Annotated in this window: 12 protein-coding genes; 6 read left to right on the top strand and 6 right to left on the bottom strand. The window is 42.3% G+C overall.

Annotated features, from left to right (window positions below; genetic code table 11):
- Positions 1 to 86 precede the first annotated feature (86 nt).
- Together AC04QZ_RS06260 and AC04QZ_RS06255 are read right to left on the bottom strand one after the other, a co-directional pair.
- A complete protein-coding gene (locus AC04QZ_RS06260; RefSeq protein ID WP_478357033.1) occupies positions 87 to 845 on the bottom strand; it encodes a LytR/AlgR family response regulator transcription factor in 759 nt (252 codons plus the stop codon).
- Entirely contained in the window at positions 823 to 3,891 is a 3,069-nt protein-coding gene (locus tag AC04QZ_RS06255) for a ligand-binding sensor domain-containing protein (RefSeq protein WP_478357032.1), read from the bottom strand. Before AC04QZ_RS06255 ends, AC04QZ_RS06260 begins: the two co-directional genes overlap by 23 nt.
- Before the next feature lie 422 nt (positions 3,892 to 4,313).
- On the opposite strand from AC04QZ_RS06255, the gene AC04QZ_RS06250 reads away from it, so the two are divergent.
- A complete protein-coding gene (locus AC04QZ_RS06250; protein WP_478357031.1) occupies positions 4,314 to 4,547 on the top strand; it encodes a hypothetical protein in 234 nt (77 codons plus the stop codon).
- A gap of 148 nt (positions 4,548 to 4,695) precedes the next feature.
- Here the strand turns inward: AC04QZ_RS06250 and AC04QZ_RS06245 are convergent, their stop codons facing one another.
- On the bottom strand, positions 4,696 to 5,721 hold the full coding sequence (locus tag AC04QZ_RS06245) for a hypothetical protein (RefSeq protein WP_478357030.1): 1,026 nt from the start codon (positions 5,719 to 5,721) through the stop codon (positions 4,696 to 4,698).
- Positions 5,721 to 6,788 carry a carboxypeptidase-like regulatory domain-containing protein gene (locus AC04QZ_RS06240; protein ID WP_478357029.1) on the bottom strand — a complete coding sequence of 356 codons (1,068 nt, stop codon included), beginning with the start codon at positions 6,786 to 6,788 and terminating at the stop codon, positions 5,721 to 5,723. Before AC04QZ_RS06240 ends, AC04QZ_RS06245 begins: the two co-directional genes overlap by 1 nt.
- 508 nt (positions 6,789 to 7,296) lie before the next feature.
- On the opposite strand from AC04QZ_RS06240, the gene AC04QZ_RS06235 reads away from it, so the two are divergent.
- From AC04QZ_RS06235 to AC04QZ_RS06220, 4 genes are all read left to right on the top strand, one after another.
- Positions 7,297 to 10,161, top strand: a complete 2,865-nt coding sequence (locus AC04QZ_RS06235) for a family 78 glycoside hydrolase catalytic domain (protein WP_478357028.1) — start codon at positions 7,297 to 7,299, stop codon at positions 10,159 to 10,161.
- 133 nt (positions 10,162 to 10,294) lie between these two features.
- Entirely contained in the window at positions 10,295 to 10,774 is a 480-nt protein-coding gene (locus AC04QZ_RS06230) for a DUF6790 family protein (RefSeq protein WP_478357027.1), read from the top strand.
- 107 nt (positions 10,775 to 10,881) lie between these two features.
- The gene (locus tag AC04QZ_RS06225; protein ID WP_478357026.1) at positions 10,882 to 13,008 is read left to right on the top strand and encodes an alpha-L-rhamnosidase-related protein; all 2,127 of its coding nucleotides are present in this window, start codon (positions 10,882 to 10,884) and stop codon (positions 13,006 to 13,008) included.
- 21 nt (positions 13,009 to 13,029) lie between these two features.
- A complete protein-coding gene (locus tag AC04QZ_RS06220; RefSeq protein WP_478357025.1) occupies positions 13,030 to 13,818 on the top strand; it encodes an alpha/beta fold hydrolase in 789 nt (262 codons plus the stop codon).
- 156 nt (positions 13,819 to 13,974) lie between these two features.
- On the opposite strand, the gene AC04QZ_RS06215 is transcribed toward AC04QZ_RS06220, so the two are convergent.
- Positions 13,975 to 15,783 (bottom strand): right-handed parallel beta-helix repeat-containing protein, encoded by a 1,809-nt coding sequence (locus AC04QZ_RS06215; protein WP_478357024.1) that lies wholly within the window; start codon positions 15,781 to 15,783, stop codon positions 13,975 to 13,977.
- The gene (locus AC04QZ_RS06210) at positions 15,773 to 19,801 is read right to left on the bottom strand and encodes a hybrid sensor histidine kinase/response regulator transcription factor (RefSeq protein WP_478357023.1); all 4,029 of its coding nucleotides are present in this window, start codon (positions 19,799 to 19,801) and stop codon (positions 15,773 to 15,775) included. The genes AC04QZ_RS06215 and AC04QZ_RS06210 overlap by 11 nt, the downstream gene beginning before the upstream one ends.
- Positions 19,802 to 19,992: 191 nt before the next feature.
- Here AC04QZ_RS06210 and AC04QZ_RS06205 point away from each other — a divergent pair, with 191 nt between their 5' ends.
- The gene (locus AC04QZ_RS06205; RefSeq protein ID WP_478357022.1) at positions 19,993 to 22,662 is read left to right on the top strand and encodes a glycoside hydrolase family 2 protein; all 2,670 of its coding nucleotides are present in this window, start codon (positions 19,993 to 19,995) and stop codon (positions 22,660 to 22,662) included.
- The last annotated feature ends 10 nt before the right edge of the window (positions 22,663 to 22,672 follow it).

The following is a 22,672-nucleotide window of genomic DNA, read 5'->3' as shown; positions in this document are numbered from 1 at the left end:
TTTTTGTTTTGCCAAAATATCCGGTCATTGCATTATAATCTTCATTAGGGTAGTATTACACAAATTTTAATTCCTCAATCCCGGCTTTATTTCGTCAATAAGCCGATCCGTCGGAGCAAATGATCTTTTTTTGAGCGCGCAATCCCCAGTTGGTGTCCGTTAGACATGACCAGGCTAGCCCCCTCAGATTTCCTGAACTGGCTGATGTGATTGATGTTGATGGTGCAGGAGTGATGGATGCGGACGAATAGCGAAGGGGGGAGCACGGTTTCAATTTCCCCCAGCGATTTAGAAAGGAGAATGGTCTTGCCATTTGTTAAGTAGACCTCGGTATAGGCCCCGTCTGCTTTGCAGTAAAGGATCTCTGCAGGGGCGATAAAATCATATCCGTTCCGGTTAGGTAATGCCAGTTTCTGCTCTTCCGGCGGAAGCTTAAGATTGGCTATTGCATGCTGTACCTGCTGAATATTATTTCCATCTGTTTCAATGGATCTTCCTATACGTTCTACCGCCTGTATAAGTTCCTGTGCGTCTATCGGTTTCAACAGGTAATCCAGTGCATTGATCCTTAAGGCCCTGATGGCGAACTGGGCATATGCCGTGGTAAAGATTACCTTGCACTGAAGCGATGGACCCAGGATTTCGAGCATTTCAAATCCGGTCATATCCTGCATCTCAATATCCAGAAATATCACTTGTGGCAAATGTTCACGGATTTTTCTGATTCCATCTAAACCCGAATGGGCAATATCGAGCACCTTAATCTCCGGGCAGTATAGCTTTAAATCGTTGTTGAGTACATTAGCGCAATGCGCTTCATCATCAATGATAATGGCGTTGATCATTTCTTTCAGGTTTTAAAAATTTAACTTCGACAATGGTGCCCTTGTTTCCTCCGGGGCGAGGATAGATTGTAATGCTGCTCTGGGTCTCATTCCTGACATTAAATACCCTCAGCCGGTTTTCGATGAGTACAATTCCTTTTGATTCATAGAGATTACTGGTTTTTGACTTCCGGGCATGGGATGCGGTCAGCCCGATGCCATTATCTTCCACGCAGCAGATGATATTTTGCTGGTCGCTATAAATGCGGATCACAATCTCACCGCCCTGTTCCAGGGCCAGGATGCCATGCCATATGGCGTTCTCGATCAGGGGTTGCAGGAAAAGTGGCGGTACCATTATTCGTTTGGGCTCAATATCAGGTTCGGTTAAAAAGCGATAACTGATCTTATCTCCGAACCTGAGCTTTTCCATATCCAGGTATAAACGGCAGGTGTTGATTTCCTCTTCTAAGGGTATTTCCTGTAGTTCGTTGCCGAGCTGCCCCCTAATCAGCCTGGAAAAGGTAGAAAGGTAACTAATGGCCTGTTGATTTGCATTTTCCTGAATCAGTGATTTGATGGAGCTGAGGCAGTTGAATATAAAATGAGGATTCATCTGGGCACGCAGGGCCTGCGCCTCCAGTTCAATCATTTCGATCTCCAGTTCATGTTTTTTCTGATCCCGCTGACGGATGCGGGCAATCCTTTGCATGACAAGCAAATAAGCTGTAGCTGTAAAAAGTATACCCAGCGCGGTTATAAACCACCAGGTTTGATAAAATGGTGGATGGATAATGATGGTCAGTTGTTTATATTCCCTGCTCCATTGTCCGGCAGAATTTGTGGCATTGACCCTAAACTGATAGGTTCCCGGGGATAAATTGGTATAAGTTGCCCGGTTATTTGTTCCAGCATCAATCCACCTGTTTTCTAGTCCAAGCATTATGTACCGGTAGTTAAGCTTTCCGGTAATATTATATTCCAGTGCGGCGAAATCAAGTTCCAGAAAGTTTTGACGGTAAGACAAATTCAGAGTATCAAGGGCATTGATTGCCCGATTAAAGGGGGAGCCAGGTTCGCCGTAATCGGCGGGTTTATTGTTTACCCGAATGCCGGTAAGTACAGTCGGAGGCGCGAAGTTATCATGGGTGATTGCTTCGGGCAGAAATAAGGTATAGCCCTCAGTCCCGCCAAATGCCAGCCTGCCATCGGGCATTTCGAAATAGTGGAACCTGTTAAACTCATCTACCGGAAGCCCATCGGTCATGGTGTAGCTTTGGATCCTGGAATCCTTAAGACCAAATGAAAATATCCCCTTGTTGGTACTGCACCACAGTCTGCCTTTTTTGGCCTGGATGGCATAAATAGTATTGTTTGGCAGGCTGTCTTCTGTGCTGTAGAGCCTGAATTTTTTACGCGCGAGATCCATTCTAATCAGCCCGTCGCCCTTAGTACCCACCCATAGTATGCTTGGTTTTATAGGATCCCTGATCAGCATGGTAAATTCTGCTCCGGGCAGCATCTTTCCATAGGATATATTGACTTTTGTGCGAAGGTCAAACCGGAAAAAGCCGTTCGAAGTCGTAATGTAGAAAATATCTTCTCCCTCCATGAGCAGGCTATAAATCTCATATATCTCTTTCATGCCCGAAAGGGGGATCTGCGATACCGTGGTGGCCAGGCGCTTCACGGTGTCCAGGCGGATCAGGTGGAGTTTATCATCCACTGCCCAAAGCTGACCTTTGCTACTTACTGCCATTGCGCTCAGGTTGCGGTGATTAGTGCTGATCGTATCGGCATAACGCCATTTGTCGCTGATCAGGTGGCCTTGTTGATAATAACAGAGGTTGGGGGCTGGAAGCTCATCGGCGCCTGCAATTGACATCCATATTTTTCCCTGCTTATCCCTGACCGAACGGAATAGGTAAGGCGTTCTTGCAGTAGCCAGCGGACTGTTTTGTATCTCCTTTAACGGGACATTCAGTTCACGGTGAAGCATATCGAGGAAAAAGTTTGTGGTATAGGTTTTAGCCGGCATGCGGGGAAGCCGGAGGTCGAACTGCCGGAGGTTGTAGCCATTTGTTCCGATCCAGAGTACCTCCGAACGGTCAATCAGCATATTCCTTGCCACCTCGTCCGGAGCGCTGTAGATGGGCTTGGGGATCAGTCTGCTATCAGTAGTCAGCATAAATACAGTCTGATTGCTGCCAAACCAGATGTTTCCTTGTTTATCTATGGCCAGAGAAGGCTGCACATAAGATTTTGACTCGGCCAGGTGCAGTATGCTAAAGCTTCGGCTGGCTTTTTTATAGATGATTACCCTTCCCTTATCAAGGATAACCACATCTCCGTTTTTTCTGATTATTGGCGAGGTATCCTTCCAGGGCCTGCTGGGGTCGAATAGGTTTGGATTCTTAAAAGTGAACGGAATGGTGCTCAGTATTTTTCCTGCGGTATTGAGTGTGACGATTGCCGAGTCGGTGCTGAGCACAATCCTGCCTGCAGATGTGGCTATTCCGGTAATGTGTTTTTTGCCCAAGCCCAGCCTGGAAGGTGAATAAAAATGAAGTTTCTTGATTTGCAGATCGGCAACAAAGATGCCGCCGGTATCACAGATCATCCAATAAATATTTTTTTTAGGGGATACGATGGCATTGATGTTTTTGATATTCGAAAAAGTAGGCCTGAACACAGGATCATCAGAAAAATGGTACAGGTGTTCTGTGCGGGCATTGAGCACGTCCAGCGCACCGTTTTCATATTGGATCCATAACTGATCCTGATTATCGAGGTAAAGTGTAGCTATGATGTTAGAGGCCAGGCTCTTTGGGTTGTTCACGCTATGGCGGAAGACCTTGAACCTGCGGCCATCGTATCTGGCAAGTCCCTCGCGGGTAGCTGTCCATATAAATCCTGCCCGGTCCTGGACAATACCGCTCACAAAGGACTGCGGTAATCCATCTGCAGAAGTGAGCCGGCGTTTCTCAAGGAGAACGGATTGTGCACGGATTGACAGAACAGCCAGTAGCATAAGGCCGGCGAAGTACGGGATAGGGCGTAGAGACATTTTATGCTAAAATATTGGATTTTCGTCAGATTCGGAATTAAGTGATCAAATATAGCACCACGGAGTCAGATTCCACGAAGTCCCAGTTCCTGGAATTTCCAACGGTTAACCAGCATTGCTGTTTATGGGGCTAAAGATTACCAACTGTTAACTGGCACAGATACGCATAGAGGGGATTTGTAAATTTATATCTCTGAAAGCACTGGCCCAATATTCGGCATGTTTGCTTCAGAAATTGATTTCCTGAACGACTGGCCGGCTATTGATGATACCTCCGGGTATTAAAGCCGGAAGCCTGATGGAAATATTAAAATGGAAAGTCTATCCTAATATATGTATTCAAAAAAAATGCTGCACCATGCCGGAAGTACCGGTCATGGCGTTGGCGCGGAGACCATCCATATAGGGTGGGTTTTATACTTATGATGCGCCTTGGTAAAATATCGGCCATAAACCGCTATTCGGGTCTGGCAACTATCACCGATGTGAACGATCAGGAAATAGATTTATGGATTGCAGATTCACCTTTTGAATTGTACCTCAATTGCGATGTATGGTTTGAAATTGTGCTTTCCGCAACGGGCCTTAAGGTAGTCGGTCTCAGATCGTTTTCTTTAATACCTTCGGTAATTTTCGATGAGCGTTGTGTGATGTGATCTACCTTTAAGCTATTTAAATACAAAACCCACAAGTATCATGGTAATTGCAGGTTTTAGCTATCAGCCTCTTGGTCTGCCGTGAAAACCGCATCTACACCAGCAAAAACATAATAAGTTAAATGATAACAGTTAATAGTTACATTCATCAATAGCTAAGGTCGCATTCCATTGCCAAATCTGTATAATAGGGAGAAAGATAATCGAAAGGTTTCCAGTTACCAGCATAATCAAGAGCCATTACATTTAGTTTGTCGCCTTTTTTCTCGCTTACCCCTATAAAAGGGCGAAGGCATTGGCTCATTGGAAAAATTGCTTTGACAAAATTAATATAACTGTGGTTTCGCTGTGTGGGTACCCATTCTACAGCAATCATAAATTTGCCTTGTGGTAATATAATTTTGTACTTAGATAAATTGATGTGCATGTTCTCTACCGGTGGTTCGCGATCAATTAAAATAGGAGTGGTGCAAAGCTCTACAATAGGTTGATTGTTGCTATCCAATTGGTAAATACGCAAGTTGAATTTATTGGATTGTAAAAAACTGGGTGAATAACTCTTCATATAGTCCTTATCTTCATCCATAAAGATAGTTGAACTTGGATATCGCGCATAAGTCGCACTATCAGCGCTGATAGAACCATCCTCATAAATATTTTGAGTTGGTAAGTCCAATAACATTTGGTTTAATCTGATTTTGTTCAGCTTGGCCCCGGCATAATTATTATAAAATATTTGACCTACCTGTAAGTAACGAAAAGGTTTGTCTTCCATTGGCAAACCAATCCAATGAAAAATGGCCTGGTTGTCATAATCATTAAGACTTTCGTTTTTTTTGAGGGCAGATAATTGTATATCCAAAAGTTTGGGTAAGGATTGTAGTAAAGCTTTACCCTGATGTATTAAATCTGCATATGTAATTTTATATTTAGCATATCCTTGCACATCAATAAATAACGTGTCGAGTAAAGTTTGTTTGTTGTAAAGCAAATTAAGCTTTCCATTTTCTATAGCATAACATTTGCTGGCGCGATAATGAGCAGCCATACCCATAGCGATAAATCTGCCTGATTTGGCATCTTTGATGTCGACCGTTGCACTCATCCATTGTTGTTGTGCATTTGCCCAAAAGCAATGGCCAATTAAACAGTACATTAAAAATAATTTTCTCATTATTGGTAGTATGATATTTTGGCGGAAAGCGCAATTTCTTCGTCTTTTTTTGCAGCAGCATCTGGCTCTATTGCTACCCATGTATTTTGTATCCATGCATACTTTTGCGTTGAGTTTTCAAGTTTTGTATTGTACATCACTACAAAAGGTTCATAACCTAATTCGTAAACTAAGGCAATGGCCTTGTCACCATTGTTTTTATCGTTTTTTGCTGTAGGCCATGCAAATTGCCGGTAAATATTTGGTCTGTTACGCACGCCTAAACTGTAGTTTTGGTTAGGCAAAATAGTCAGCCATTCTATCGCGATATAAAAATCGCGTTGTTTAGGCCTTATATTATAACTACGCAGATCTATTTCTACATCACTTTGCTGGTTATTAATATCTACGGGGATTTTAACTGCCTGTGAAAGTGGAGAAGGTTTTCCAGCAGCGGTTGGATAGACGATATAGAGGTTGAATATTGCTCTACGTGTATATTTCTTCAAATCATAGAATAATAATCGTGTCGGATGATCGACAATTTGACCTTTGAAAGTCAATAGCTTCGCAGTTGGAATTATAGATTCAACATATCGCCCAACATGAATAGATTCTAACTTAAAACTGTCAACATCAGCTGTGAAAGTTTTGGCAATGGGGAATTTAGAACTTACAAAGCTTTGTGCCGTATCTTTCTCTATGGAATAACGCGCTGTGGAATAAGCAAACTCGTTTAACATTTTGAACTTCTTTTTGCCACCGCTAATCCCAATTTCTTTTAATGTTGCTTCATTCTCTTTTAAGGTGATAATTCCATTTTTTGGGAGTTTGTTAACGGCAATCTGCTCGGTAAAGAAACCAATATTTGAAATTACAAGCGTATCGAGAGGAAATTTGTTATCAATTTCTAAGCTAAATTCCCCTCGTTCATTAGTAAGGGTAACTTTTTCACCTAACTTAAGCTTAACGGTAGCATATGCTATAGGATCCTGATTCGATAATGCAAGTACTTTTCCTTTAACATTTTGTGCAAAGTTCTGAAAGTAAATGATTGAAAATAAAATGGAGAGGATAATGTTTTTCATACAAATGATATTCGCACTTAAGATAGAAAATTATCTTAATGTTTAAGTAATAATATCATCTAATCAAAGAAGTAAGGATTTCATCCGGAAACTTTGTTCAACCACTAAATCTGCTGTTTATTTTGTTTACTCTGTTATTTAAAATTGGTATTTTGATCTTAGAATAAGTTGGTAAAACATAGAGCTTTTAGATGTTTATACTCATTTGTAACAAAATGATTCTCTGTTGTAACATCAAAATGATCTCGTTCTGCAGTATTCGACACCTAAGTATCAGACGTATCACGATTCTACAGTAATTGAAGATGAATTAGTCTACAATTAGCAATTGTGGTGATGATATCAGAACAGGACAGTCCATGACAGTTTGAAAAGCCGTTAAGCTAATTTTGTTTTATTCTAACCTTATATCATTTCGTAAATGTTCCTTGGAGCGTCAGGCAATCAATTATTCCGACTGTTTTACTTTCCGATTATTATGACATTAAAATTCTGAAAACAGTTGCTTATGAACTTCTCTGGAACCCGGTTATCTGCCTCAACTGAGGATCAACAACTTTTTGATTTAGCATTAATCACGAGTACAATAACCAAGGGATCGCAGCATGGGAATGCGCAAAAGTATATCCCAAAATTGATTTTATTTTTTCTGTTTATTTTCTTTTCCTACTCCTCACAGGCACAGAGCAGTCTGAAGATAGCGCAGCTGCTTTGCGAATATCGGATCAATCCGGAAGGAATAGATGAACTGCAGCCGCGATTGGGCTGGATGTTACAGGCAACAAACGCTGAAGGGCATGGACAGCGCCAAACCGGATACCGGATTTTGGTGAGTGAATCCAGGGAGGATCTTGCACCAGGAAAGGCGGAGGTTTGGGATTCGGGATGGATAGATTCGGACGAAACACAACAAATTGTTTACAAGGGTAAAGCCTTAGGTACCGATCGTACTTATTTCTGGAAAGTAGGTGTGAGAGATGAAAATAATCATGCTTCTGCCTGGAGTTCAATAGCTCATTGGAGTACCGGACTTTTCCAACCGGAAGATTGGAAAGCCAGGTGGATAGGTGCATCAAACCTTACTGAACTGAAAAGCAGCAGCAATTTGCCCGATCCCTGGATGCGGAAAACGTTCGAGTTAAAGGAAAGGCCATCAAGGGCGCAAATGTTCATTGCATCTGTGGGCTATCACGAACTGTATGTTAACGGCAGGAAAATTGGCGATGCAGTACTTTCCCCAGCGGTAACCGATCATTCAAAAAGGGCAAGATATATTGCCTACGATATCAGTGCGGATCTTGTTGTAGGAAAGAATGTTATTGCGCTATGGCTAGGTACCTCCTGGTCAGTTTTTAGTTCTTATGCTACGAAAGACAAACCACTTGCACCTATCGTTATCGCGCAGGCTGACCTTTATGATGCCAACCGAAACCTGATCATGCAGCTCCAGACAGATAAAACCTGGAAAACACATCCAAGTCCAAACATGTTGCTGGGAAACTGGTCATTTGGACACATGGGAGGTGAACTTTGGGACGACCGGGAGGCTAATGATAACTGGAATACCACAGCCTGTAATGAGCGTGATTGGCAGGAGGCACTTGTTTTTAGGCCACGATTGATGCTAACGGCTCAGATGGTTGAAAGCAACCGGTTAACGCATATCATAAAACCCGTCGCCATCGAAAGCAGAAAGGATGGCTCGTTCAGGGTAGATATGGGAGTGAATTTTGCAGGATGGACGTCAGTCAAACTTACCGCAACGCCCGGACAACGCATAGATATGTTATTTTCTGAACGGGAAAATGAAGAAATAACCTTTAATATCAACAATAGCTTTATCATTGGGAAAAGTGGTTCGGGCACTTTTAAAAACCGGTTCAATTACAGCGCTGGCCGCTGGATCACGATAAAAGGACTTAAGAAAAAACTAAAACTCACTGATATTAAAGGGTGGGTAGTGAATACAGATTACCGGTCTGCATCGTCTTTTTCATGTTCAGATAGCTTGCAAAACTGGATCTATGAAACTACACGATGGAATTTTGAAAATCTTTCGCTGGGTGGATACGTTGTGGATTGTCCACAACGCGAACGGCTGGGTTATGGAGGTGATGCACACGCTACCTCTGAAACTGGTATGTACAATTATCGCCTGGGCGCCTTTTACACCAAATGGATGGAAGATTGGCGTGATGTACAGGGTACGAAATCTATGGATGAACTCAATTATGGTGGTTCAGCAGATTATGGTATACTTCCACATACCGCGCCGACTTATCAAGGCGGTGGCGGGCCAGGCTGGGGGGGAATCGTTGTTGTATTACCCTGGCTAATGTATCAGCAGGAAGGAGATATGAGGGTATTGGAAAAGAATTATCATCTGATGAAAAACTGGCTGGCCTTTTTAGATAGCCATACCAAAGATGATCTGTTGGTGAGGTTCGGTGGAGGATGGGATTTTTTGGGCGACTGGCTCTGGCCGAATGCTACTGCTGAAGGCATGAATAACGACAAGCCACAGAATATCTGTTTCAACAATGCCTACCGGGTTTATAATTTGCGTACTGCAGCAAAAATAGCACGGGTTTTGAATCAGACACAGGATGCCATTCGTTGGGAGGAGCAGGCTGAGCACTCAGCTAAAGCCATACATGCTAAATATTTCAACCCTGCTGACAATAGTTATGCCGATCAGTCGATGGGTAATCTGGCGGTTGCACTTCTTGCAGAAATCCCGCCACAAGCACTTAGAAAATCGGTAATGCAGCGGTTGGAGAAAGAAATTATGGTGGTACGCAACAGGCATATCCATGTAGGAATCACAGGTGGCGCATTGCTCTTTAAATTATTACGAAATGAAGGACGGGATGATCTCATTTATGCCATGACCTCCCGAACCGATTACCCAAGCTGGGGATATATGAAAGCCAATGGAGCTACTTCCCTTTGGGAAATGTGGGAAAAGGACTTACCCGGCCATTCGCTATTACACAGTTCATTTCTTTATCCGGGCGCATGGTATCTGGACGGACTATCCGGTATCCACAAACCGGTTGACAGCAAAGGCTTCAGGCATTTTGTTATCCGACCGCCGGTAGTTCAGGATGCCAGGATTAAATGGGCAAAAGCCAGCTTAGAAACCCATGTAGGAACAATAAAAAGCCAGTGGAAAAGAAATAACGGAAGCATCGCAATAGAAATCACGGTTCCTCCAAACTGCACTGCAACGGTCTTCATTCCTGATTCAAACGGCTACAAGGTAAAAAGTTCCTCAACTTTTGCTAAACGCACCGGATCCCAGGATGGGTACGCAATACTGGAAGTGCAGGCAGGTAAATATGTATTTAACACAGCAAAGAAAGATAACTAGCATAGAACGAATATTTTGGAGCTAAAAGATCCGCTGGTGCTATACTTTGATCTGAAGAAAATTTTAGCGCCAGAAGTGTTGACAAACTTTAATCAGTTATTAAAAGTGATCTATAACTTAAATTAAACAATTAATGGAAAAATTGAAGACTTATTCTTACATCATAATCGTATCGTTGCTGACTTTTATCATGCCTCTGCTGTCGGTAGTGCTCGAAATGTATTTCGTGGAGAATGTCCAGCCTACTTTTGCCATGCTTTCGAATTGGTTTATTTTCTGGGCGGTAGGGATGAGGTTATTCATTGCTGGGATGAAACAGACAATCGATCCGGCCTTTACCGCCAGGGAAATCTTCAAATTTAAAACAGAGGAAAGTTTCCCTGTAATCAGGGAGCTTGGATTTGCCAATAGCTGTTTTGGTTTAACTGCGATGTTTTCTTTTTTCTTTCCCGATTGGCGTGTAGTGAGTGCCTTTGCCAGCGGGATCTACTATGGTATAGCGGGATTTCAGCACTTGCTAAAGCGTCCGGCCGGTATGAATGAATCGTTCGCACTTTTTACTGATCTTTTTATTTTTATAGTGCTGTTGATCTACTTTGTAACCCAGATATAGCTCCTGGTAGAGATGAATTAAATTATGAAAACCTTTTACGGCTGGAACTGAGCAACCAGTTTACAAAGCTCCGGGGAATATGATCCCTCTGTAAAATGAATTAATGTATGACAATAAAAAAAATGTATAAAACCTTATATGCAACTGGAGTGCTACTAACTTTTGCGCTGAATATTAATGCGCAAAGCAGGGCACATCAGCTTTCCAAAAAATATATTATCGATCCCGCCTATAAATCAGAGGTGACCTTTCCCTTAAGCCAGGTAATAAAAGGGACAAACTGGATTTACGGTTATTCGGAGCTTCAGTGTTACCGTCTGGATAAAATGCGGAAGGATGTTGTTGAAGCTAAACTGAAAGTTGGCTACCCTGGTGAATATCATCGGCCTTATACAAAGGCTACTTTTATATATCAGGCAGAAACTCCTGTTCCGCTCGGCGTTCTAGCGTTCTACACAAATGCTGCTGCTAAAATAAGGATTAATGGCAACGAAACCAGCCTCGAAAAGACCAGCGATGGCGGTCAGAAAGTGATATTGGCAAGTGAGACCCTGGTCACACAAATAGAACTGGAGCTTAGTACAGATGAAGAACCACCATGCCTTTTGATTAAGGATGGTCCTTTTAATACCAGTAAATCTGGCTGGAAATGGAAAGCGGGAGCAGAAAAATTGCAGGCACCGGAGCAGTTTGCGCAATTAAAGGATGGAATTTTTCCCCACAAAAGCCAGGTGGCTGAAACCAAAGTAAAGCCCATAAAAATCCAGGCGGGTGTATCTGATTTTGGGAGGGAACTTTTGGCCTACGTGTACCTCGAGTCGGGATCAAAACCAGTTATAGCTGTAGGTGAGTCCCTCATGGAAGCCAACCAGCATGTTACCGACAAGTCATTAGAACAGACAATGGAGCTTATTTCGCTTTCTAATGGAAAATGGCGGTCAAAAGTACCATTGGCTTTTAGATACCTAAAGGTTACAGCTGGCACGGTAAAATCTGTTTATGCCGGGGCCCTTTTTCACTCCGCCCGCTATCATGGTGCCTTTGCCTGTTCAGATTCGTTGTTGAACAGAATCTGGATGAACAGCGCCTACACCCTGCGTTTATGCATGAACGATTTTTTGGTCGATGGCATCAAACGCGACCGCCTGCCCTGGGCCGGGGACCTCGCGATGAGCATGATGGTCAATGCCTATACTTTTGGAGATGCAACACCTGTTAAAAATAGTTTAACTGTACTGAACAGGGCAGGCATAAAAAAACAGGATATTAACGGGATAATTGATTACGATCTATGGTGGTTAATTTCAGAAAGGCAGTATCAGCTTTACTATAAAGATTCTGAACATTTAAAAAGACAATGGCCGCGCATCAAAGAAACCATGGAAATTCTGGCTGCAAAGTGCGATAGCCTTGGGTTCATCGATGTTAAAAATACCAAATGGCTTTTTATTGATTGGGTTAAGGTAAATAAAAATTCGTCCCTACAGGTGTTATGGTGGTGGGCGCAGCAGAGTTATGCTGATCTGGCCAGACGTGTGGGAGATGAGCATACCGCCCGGGCATGGGAGGCAACTTCCGGTTCGCTAAAGAAAAAGTTATTTCAATACGGCTGGAACGAAAAGCAGGGCAGTTGGATGGATGATATTTATCAGCCGAAGGACCCCTCGCGCCATGCCAATATCTTAGCGGTAGTTTCAGGACTTTCCGGCCCGGAAGATTACGAAAAAATAGCTGGTATCCTATTGAATAAAAAAGTAGCCGCAGTGGGAACTCCATATATGAGTGGCTTTGAAGCACTTGCTCTTGCCAGGACGGGAAAGATGGAGCCAGCACTTCATTCAGTCACGGAAATCTGGGGCGGAATGCTTTCCCAGCCGGGGACCACAACTTTTTGGGAAGCCTATAGTGCTGACGAAAAGAAAGATGAAATGTATTCCTTTTATGGCCGGCCATTTGGAAAAAGCCTTTGCCATGCCTGGAGTTCAGGACCAGCAGCAGTATTGCCCTACATTATCCTTGGCCTGCATCCGTCAACAGACGGGTGGAAGAACTTTGAAATTAATCCAGACTTGGGTAAGCTCTCTTGGGTATCTGCCGCAGTTCCAACACCTCAGGGAACCATTGTTGTTGATATCGCAGATCGGGTAATGACACTGACCGTTCCCGATGGCTGTACGGCAAAATGGAAAAAAGAAATATTTAAAGGACCATTAACGATATCTAAAAAACTTTAACATCATTAAATCGAAATACTAATGCCACACCTACAATCAAACGGGATTCAAATTTATTATGAAATACACGGAAATGGAGATCCATTAATTCTCATTAGCGGTCTTGGCGGCGACCGGACTTTCTGGCAAGACAGCCTTAAATATTTTTCTGCCCATTATCAGGTGATCATTTTTGATACAAGGGGAATTGGGAGGACAGAAGCACCTGGTCAGGCTTATAGCATGGATATGTTTGCTGATGATCTTAACGGTTTAATGGAAGGTTTAAATATCCCCCAATCTCACATTCTTGGTTTTTCCATGGGCGGCAATATCGCCCTTCAGTTTGCCGTAAATTATCCTGATAAGGTTAGAAAGCTAATTATTGCCGCATCGTGTGCAACCCTCAATACACAGATCCGCCTATACGTAGATGCAGTTCTTGATGTTTACGAAAAGGGAATCACCACAAAACAAATGTTTGATTTAATAGCGCCATGGTTGTTTTCTAACAATTTTCTTTCAAATCCCGAAAACGAAATCTTCCTGCGCTTTGACGAAAACGACCCTGAACAACAACCGCTTTACGCCTGGAGAAATCAATATTTTGCACAGAGATCGTTTAATATTATTCCGGAATTAAAAAAGATAACCGCAAAGCCTTTGATCATCACCGGAGAGTACGATGTCTTTGCCCAACTCGCTGATGCCAAAATAATTGCAGACGGGATACCTGGTTCAACCTTACAGGTTATACCGAATGTGGGGCATCTGTTCAACTACGAAAGCCCTGAAACATTTCATACTATAGTACTTGATTTTTTAAAGTAAAAACAAATTTCAGTAAGTTTATTAACTCCAGTTTACCTTTAATTTCAGAAGGTTTTCAAAGCCAAAATGTTGCTCAATCTGTCAATATTTGCTTGACACACGCTAAATAATTATGCTGCAGTGTAGTAAACTTAACCATGCCTAGACCAGTAGTTATTATCTCCAATCCGTTTTTAAGTTTTTTTCTGGCATATTTTGGAAGGTTACATCTGCTGTGGTAAAAGTATTAGCCCGCTTATTGTTTCGAATGGATATCGCCTCACAGCCATCAAAGTAAAAAGTGGGATGTTTTGAAAATGGAAGGTAACCGGCCGTTTTAAAAAGCTGATTGTTTTTAAAGCTGAGGTTTTTTACTGATCTGGCGAATAGGATAGCCGAATCAAAATGTTTAAATACATTATTTTCTATCCTGATGTTCTCGTGGTAGGGCGACGATCCCAACCGTTTGATGGATGGGGTGATGGTGATTACAGCCTCGCCCCATTCTGGACCAGAGCTAAGACAGTTCTCAAAAATATTGTCTTTAATGGTTACTCTGCGGTTAGCGCCAGATTCGAACCAAAAGTTTAAGTCTCCTTCAATCAAAATGGCAGCTCCGGCAGTATTGAAATAATTCTTTTCGATAACAACATTTTTGGGGGTGGTTACTAAAATCCCTCTGGCACGGTGTTTTTTCAGGATCTTGCAGTTTTTCAACTCCAGACTTGCCGTCCAGGTCCGGTTTTCGAGGTAATGGCCCTTATCAATGCTTTCTGGAATGTTTCGGTTAAAGCTCAGCAAATAGGAAGTTATAGTACGGGTTTTTCTAATTGTGTCTATTTTCAATAATCGCGCATATGCATCGCGTTTCATGGTAAGGCTGTCAACAAAGTAAAATTCATCACCAATAGCACCTAAACGGAATGAAGAACGGCCGGAGGCTGCAACTTCAATTGTTTTGTTATTTAAACGTTTCAATACCCTGGTGTAAATGCCGTGCACATTGATAAAGTCATCACCCATGCCACTATGGTTGCAGCCATCAACCAATATTTTCCCCTTACAATTGGTAAAATGGGATGCATCAGCAACTATGCTGAATACCCGGCCTTTCTGCTCATTAACGGTCATGCTGGATCTGAGTACCGCTATGTTTTCGCTTCTTTCTGCTAAAATCCCATGACTTAACGCATGATAGATGGTAACATCTTCAATTTTTGTATCCTTAGTATGAGAGATTTCGATGCCGGGGGTAAGGTATCTGCCATGGTAAAGGGTGACGTATGTTCCGATGGGAACCTGCTGTGCTGGATGACCGTAAAATCTGATAATGCCCGGGGCTTTTATTTCTGACTTTCCAAAAAAAATATTCCCCAATGGATTGTCTCTTGTTCGGTAGAGAATTTCTTTCCGGCCGCGATCGTAGAGGGTATGTAGGTTATGAAAAGCGGAACTCAGCTGGCTTTTCCAACCTTCGCCAATAAAAGTTAACACCCCATTATCCATGGTAAAAGGGTATTGTACTGTGTCTATCTTTAAGTCGAGGTAGTCATCAGTAATCGATACAATATCACCTTGTGAGATAAGCGGACGATCCCAGTCGATACTGAATTTTTCCAGATTCACCCCCTGGCTATTTTTGATGAGAAAGGGGCGCATTTTTCCATGATATACAAATGTTGCACCATTTCCTCTGACCGAAAAATTCCGCATACCGATAATCTCCAGACCGTTAGCATTATACTCGTTATTTTCTATCAAAACGGGGCGAAAATCATATCTGCCAGGCTCGAATATGAGTTTTATTCCGCTGCGGTTTCTATACTTATCCATAATCTTACGCAGGAGTGGCCCTATATTTTCTCCGCTGCCAGGTTTTATTCCCCAGTCTCTTAGGTATATTTTTTGAGCGGAAATATGAGTATTTACCATAGCAACAAGCACAATCATGATCGCAATTGCTTTATAAAGTTGTTTAACTTTCATTTGTGGTATTACTGGCTTGTTTAATGTATTCTTTCGGAGCTATTCCATACATTTCCTTGAAATATTTATTAAAATGGGCATTGCTGGATATTCCGATTTCGAACATTACCTCCGATATTCTTTTAGAGCCAGTCGCCAAAAGCTGACCAGCGCGTTTGATCCTGATTTCCCTGATAAATTCTGATGCGGTTTTGCCCAGGATAGCATGTAGCCGCCGGTGCAGGTTCATCCTGCTCATACCAATATGATCGGCAATTTTTTCTACACTCAACTGGTTATCGGCCATATTCTGTTCTACGTAGCTTACTATTTTTTCCAGCAGTTCTTTATCAACAGAAGGAATACTGACTTCAGCAGGACTGCTCAACGTTTGTTTATGCATATTCAGTAAGAGCTGATTTTTAGAACGCAAAATATTATTAATCTTAAGCGTTAGCATAGCATAGTCATAAGGCTTTGCAATAAAATCATCTGCGCCAGCTAAAAGTGCATTTTTTACGCTCTGTCCGGTATTGTTAATGCTATGCACAATCACAGGGATATGGGCTGTTTTGGCATTGGATTTAACTTTTCGGCATACATCCATTCCATCCATTGCTGGCATCATCAGATCGGTGATAATGATGTCGGGAAGCATTTTCTGTGCTGTTTCTACTCCTTCAGCTCCGTTTGCCGCATCGAGTACATGGAAGTGAGCAGTTAAACATTCCCTCAGATAAGCACGCTGGTCTTCATTATCTTCGATGATCAACACGGTCTTTTTAGATATATGGATATGTTCCGGCTCAGATGGTGTGTCATCCTCCTTTGCAGGTTCCATGATCTCACGGATATCTTCTGCTTGAAAACCCTCGCGTGCGATGGGAAAGACAACTGTAAATTTCGAACCACTATTGCCATCGCTAACCAGGCTGATTTCACCATAATGCATTTCTACCAGCTTTTTAGATAGAGAAAGCCCTATTCCTGTGCCTGAATTAAAATGTGCTGTGCTTTGATAGTACATTTCGAAAATGCGGTCTCGTTCCTCCTGCTGAATCCCGATTCCGGTATCCTGAACAGTGATAGTCGCTTGTTTGGCATCGGCTTCAAGGCTAACCGCAATTTTACCCCCGGATGGGGTGTATTTAAATGCATTGGAGAGGAGGTTAAAAATAATCTTTTCAATCTTATCCTGATCAAACCACGCTTTAATTGTGCGCGGGCTATCGAAATCTAAACGAATATTATGCTGTCCTGCCTGCCAATCGAATGATTCTTTTACATTTAGGATTGTTTTAACCAGGTCAGCCTCTCTGATGACTAATTTTTCAGACTCAGATGATATCTTTCTCAAATCCAGCACCTGATTGATTAGTGTAAAAAGCTTCATGGAGTTGCGGTAGATGATTTTGAGCCTCATTTTGGTATAGTGATCATATACGTTTGCAACCCCTAATAAATCTTGTAATGGGCTGATAATAAGATTTAAAGGAGTTCTGATTTCGTGGGTGATGGTGGTAAAGAAATTTAGTTTAATCTCATTAAGCTCTGTCACCTTTTCTTTTTCCAGTTTTTCCTGAAATATTTCCGTACGAAGTCTGTTTTTGGTAATAGAGTAATTCACCAGGAAGGCACCTGCCAGTAAGAAAAGTAATACATACAAAGTTTTAGCCCACCAGCTGGCCCAGGGTGCAGGTGTAATATCGATAATGATGGTGCTGATGTGACTAGAAAATGAACCATCGTTATTAGATGATTGAAGCAGAAAACGGTATCTGCCAGGGTCAAGGTTGGCATAGGCCGCCAAACGCTGATTGTTATCACTGGTAATCCAATGTTTGTCGTAACCATCTAATTTATAACGGAATAGGTTGCTTTCCGGAGAGGCGAAATGTAAGGATGAGAAACCAATGGCAAAGTCACGGTGCCGATAGGTTAACGTGATATTTGAAGTGTAGTTAATATCTTTTGCAAGGATTACTTTATCGTTTACTTTCTGCCCGATTCCAACTGGCTGATTAGATATCCTCAGCTCTGTAAATACCGGACTGGCCTCAAATGGATTGTTTCTGATGTTGGCTGGTTTAAAGTAATTGAGTCCATTGATGCCACCAAAATACATCACCCCATACTGATTCTGGAAGGCTGCTTCATTGAGGGTATTGCTCTGTAGCCCATCCTGAAAAGTATATCGCTTGGTAGCGCCCGATTGGATATTATACCTAAAAAGTCCCTGGCTACTGCTTAACCAGAGATTTCCGGCTTTGTCTTCCAGGATGGCCATAATTTTACGGTCACTAAGCATTGCACCAGATATGGTTTTATAGTCCGATATTTCGGCCTTGTTGCTTAATTTTAATGCATTTAAACCTGCATCAGTACCCACCCAAAGTGTATTCTTTTGATCTTTATAAATAGACCAGACGTGGTTGCTACTCAGGGAGGCCGTACCATTAGGCTTATGTTTGTACACCGCTATTTTGTAACTGCCACCAGGAGTAGAACGAATAGCATTAAGACCGCCTCCAATGGTTCCAGCCCATACCATATCCGAAAGGGGGTCGTAATAAACCACGTATACCGCGTTGGAAGAAATGCCATTTGCAGTTGTAATGGTTTTGAAAGTCCTCGTAGAGGGGCTATAAATATGGATACCTGTGAAACTGGCGATCCATAGATTTCCTGCTTTATCTTCACAGATGGAACGGGCAACAAAACCAATTTTTATCGTCGATATCTGTTTTTTACCGCTCGATCCGGCATTCGTAACCTGATACAAGCCATCGCTCCCCCCAATCCAGATGGTGCCATTTTTGGCCTGTTCAATGGCGCAGATCGAGGTAGAGCCGATTTCCGACCTATACGACTGCAGTTTTTTGTTGCATTTATCATAAATGTAAAGCCCCTCATTAAAGGTTCCAATCCATAAGTCATTTGGGGTTTCTGCAATTGTTGAAATGTATTTTCCCTGATAACCGAAAATTCCTTCCCGGTTCTCCATCAGGGGAAGGAAAGAATAGAATTTTTTAGAAGAAAGGTCGGTATAATTGATCCCTTTTTGATAAGTACCTACCCATAATGTATTAGAACGATCAATAAATAAGGTATTTGCCGAATTTTCTGCAATGTTGCAGAAAGCCTTATTTGTGGCATATTGATCTATAGACTGAACTTCAGTATGATTATTTAATTTTAGCCTGAAAATGCCACTATTTTTGCTGCTGAGCCATAAATTTCCTTCTAAATCCTGCTTAATGCCAGTAGCTTCTGCTAATGCAGGAAGACTGTACTGGTAGCTGATCGTGTTATTACTGATCTTCAAAACATCATGACCTGTAGCTGCCCAGATATTTCTATTTCGATCTTCAATAACTGCTGATATCCATCTGTTCTGAACTACTGAAGTTAATGTAATATTTCTCAATGTTTTCGATCCCTGCAGTAGGATATGAAACAGCCCTTGGTTGGTTGCGGCCCATATGTCGCCTTGGTGGTCGGTTATTAAGGATTTGATATTACAGTTTTTCAAGCGCTCAATGAAAAATATTTTACCCCCTGGATTGATGATGGCGAGCCCTCTGGTTGTCCCCGCCCAGATATTTCCATATTTATCGCTCGTGATCGTTTGAACAGTGTTACGGAGTATATCATTTTTGTTTACCTCAAGGTGCCTGATACTGTCTACTTGTGGATCTAGGAGATTAATTCCATCTCCATCAGTACCAATCAATATCATGCCATTAACGGTTTCATGTAAACTTAAGATCCGGTTATCAGAAAGACTGTTGCTGTTACCCGAAATATGACGCTTGGTTTGAACTGCGAAACCATCAAAACGGTTTAATCCATCATATGTCCCTATCCACATAAATCCCTTTCGATCTTGCATGATGGCGGTAATGGAGTTTTGCGACAGTCCATTGTTAACGGATAGGTATCTGAAAATATAGTTTTGAGAAAAACTGATATCGCAATATTCAGCGCCTTTACCGAAAAAGGACAGTAAACAGAGGATGCACAATAAAACAGGTCTCATAAAAGGGATGATTTGGTATACAATTCTAGCCAATTCTCTTCTATTAATAAACTGGGAATGCGGTATTGTTACGTAACTGCTTTTTTTTGTTACGTGGGCAATCTTGAAAATGGAAATATCGCGATAAAATTGCATCTCTGATTTCCGGGGAACAGATTAAACTAAAATTTAAAAATCTAACCAAATACACAATGAAACACCACAAAACGGTTTGCCGCCGATTAATGATGTCGTTAAGCATGAGTTTATCGCTTTGCCTAACCACCACCGTAAAAGGGCAACAACACCAGGTTACCAAGCAGAATTTTTCAGTGGCGGGATTCTATCCCGAACCTTCCAGTCCGAGAAAGGTTTACAATTTTAATCCCGGCTGGCGTTTCCATAAGGGCAATGTTACCGGTGCAGAGCGAAAAGAATTTAACGATGCAGCCTGGGAACAGGTATCGCTTCCTCATGGATTGGAGATACTTCCGGAAAATGCCAGTGGCATGCGGAACTATCAGGGACCGGCATGGTACCGTAAAACATTTAAAGTTCCGGCAAAAACAAGCAAAAGTTTTATTTATTTCGAAGGCGTAATGGGGAAGGCCCAGGTTTACCTGAATGGTAAAAAGTTGGCTGAACACTTTGGCGGATATCTTCCTTTTGCAATAGAGATAGATAATTCTACCCTCCGTCCAGATGAAGATCAGGTGATTGCAGTGTTGGCTGACAATTCTAACGACGAGTCTTACCCTCCGGGAAAACCACAGGATAACCTTGATTTTGCTTATCTGGGTGGGATTTACAGAGATGTTTATCTGATACAGACACCAGATTTATACATTAGCCTGCCAGAACTTAGCCACACTGTTGCGGGCGGCGGCGTATTTGTTGCCGTTAAAGATGTGAATGGAGAACGTGCAGACCTGGAAGTGAGGACAGAAGTGTGTAACAGCAGTAAGGTTGATGCCAAATTAAGCATATGCTCAACTTTAGAGGATGCCTCTGGCAAAGTATTGTTAACCAAAACCGCACCCTTAGCACTGGCTGCAGGGGCTTCCGGTCAGATCAGTCAACAGTTAAAAACTGGTGATGTACATTTATGGCATCCCGACGATCCCTATCTCCACTTTATTAAAACAGAGGTTATCCAAAATGGAAAAGTAATAGATAGCTACAGAACACGCTTTGGCATCCGTTTATTCGAAATGCGGGGAAATGACGGTTTTTTTGTCAACAAAAAATATATCGGACATAAACTCTCAGGGGTTAACAGACATCAGGATTATGCCTATGTTGGTAATGCATTGCCTAATACCGGACAATACCGCGACGCCAGGTTATTGCGTGAATCGGGAAATACAATTGTTCGCGCGGCACATTATCCCTTAGATCCAGCTTTTATGGATGCTTGCGATGAGCTTGGGCTTTTGGTAACCTCGGCTAACCCTGGCTGGCAGTTTTACAATGAAAAAGATGCTCGCTTTGAAAAATTTTTAAGAGAAGACACCCATAATCTGGTTAGGAGAGATCGTAATCGGGCAGCACTCTTATTATGGGAAACCGCCATTAATGAAACCCCCTGGCAACCGGCCTCGGTAATGAAGGGATTGCATGAAATTGTTCATCAGGAATTTCCGTTTCCGGGCGCATTCACTGCAGCTGACGTAGATGAGGCCAAAAAAGCAGGATTTGATTTTTACTATCACGGAGGCATGGAGGAAGCCAAAAATTCATTTACCCGCGAATATGGCGATGGGGGTGAGGTGGATAATTTCTATTCGCAGAATGCCATGACGCGTGTGAAACGGGAATGGGGAGAGTTGCCGATGCTTAACCAGGCTGGTATAAGGGCCCGGGGCTTAAATGGCATATTTGATACGCCTCCAAAAAGAATTGGAGCGGCACTTTGGGCCGGTATTGATCACCAGAGGGGTTATCATCCAGATCCGTTTTTAGGCGGTTTACTCGATGTTTTCCGAATGCCAAGATACTCTTTTTACCTGTTCAAAAGCCAGTATGATCCCGGTTTCAAACTCCCGGGAATTAAGACCGGGCCAATGGTTTACATTGCACATGAGCTAAGCCAGGTTTCAGGAAAGGATATTACCGTTTTTAGTAATTGTGAAGAGGTGAGGCTAACCTGGCTTGGCAAAGTAATCGCTACAGCCAAACCAGATAGTGCGATGAAAAATATGCCACACGCACCATTCACCTTTAAAAATGTTTTCAGTTTTCACGAAATCAGTTCGAACTGGAGAAATCGTACCAAAGATATTAATATGGTAGCGGAAGGACTTATCGGTGGTAAAGTAGTGGTCCGGTCGGTTAAAAAGTATCCGGAACGGACAACAGGGGTAAAGCTGGAAATTGATAGCGCCGGAATGGGGCTGTATGCTGATGGTTCTGATTTTATACCTGTAAGGGCAACAATAGTAGATAATAATGGCGTGCCCAAAGTTTTAGCCTCAGAGGAAATCCATTTTGAGATAACAGGAGAAGGCGAAATTATCGGTAGCGAAAAAAATCAGGCAAACCCGATGAAAACACAGTTCGGAACGGCTACAGTATTCATCAGATCCACAACCCAGCCTGGTGAGATCAGGATCAAAGCTTATGCAGAGGGCCTTAAGGCCGATGAGATTAGCTTAACTTCTGTTAAAGCTGATCTTCCGCTGCTTTTTAGCCCTGCTGCAACGACAATTGTTAAGGCAAAAAATATAGAAACAAACCCCACTCCGTTAAGTGTAGAAAGAATTAAGGGTGAAGATGGAAAGGTGAAAGACTTACAGGATAAGATCAAACGCTTAGAACTGGAAATTACCAGCAGAGATCAGGACATTATGGAATTGAGAAGCAAAAAAGACATTAAACACTAAAACCAGTACC

This window comes from Pedobacter folensis (genome assembly GCF_056490665.1).
Note: the sequence above shows the minus strand (reverse complement) of the source record. Positions and strands in the feature narration are given on the sequence as shown.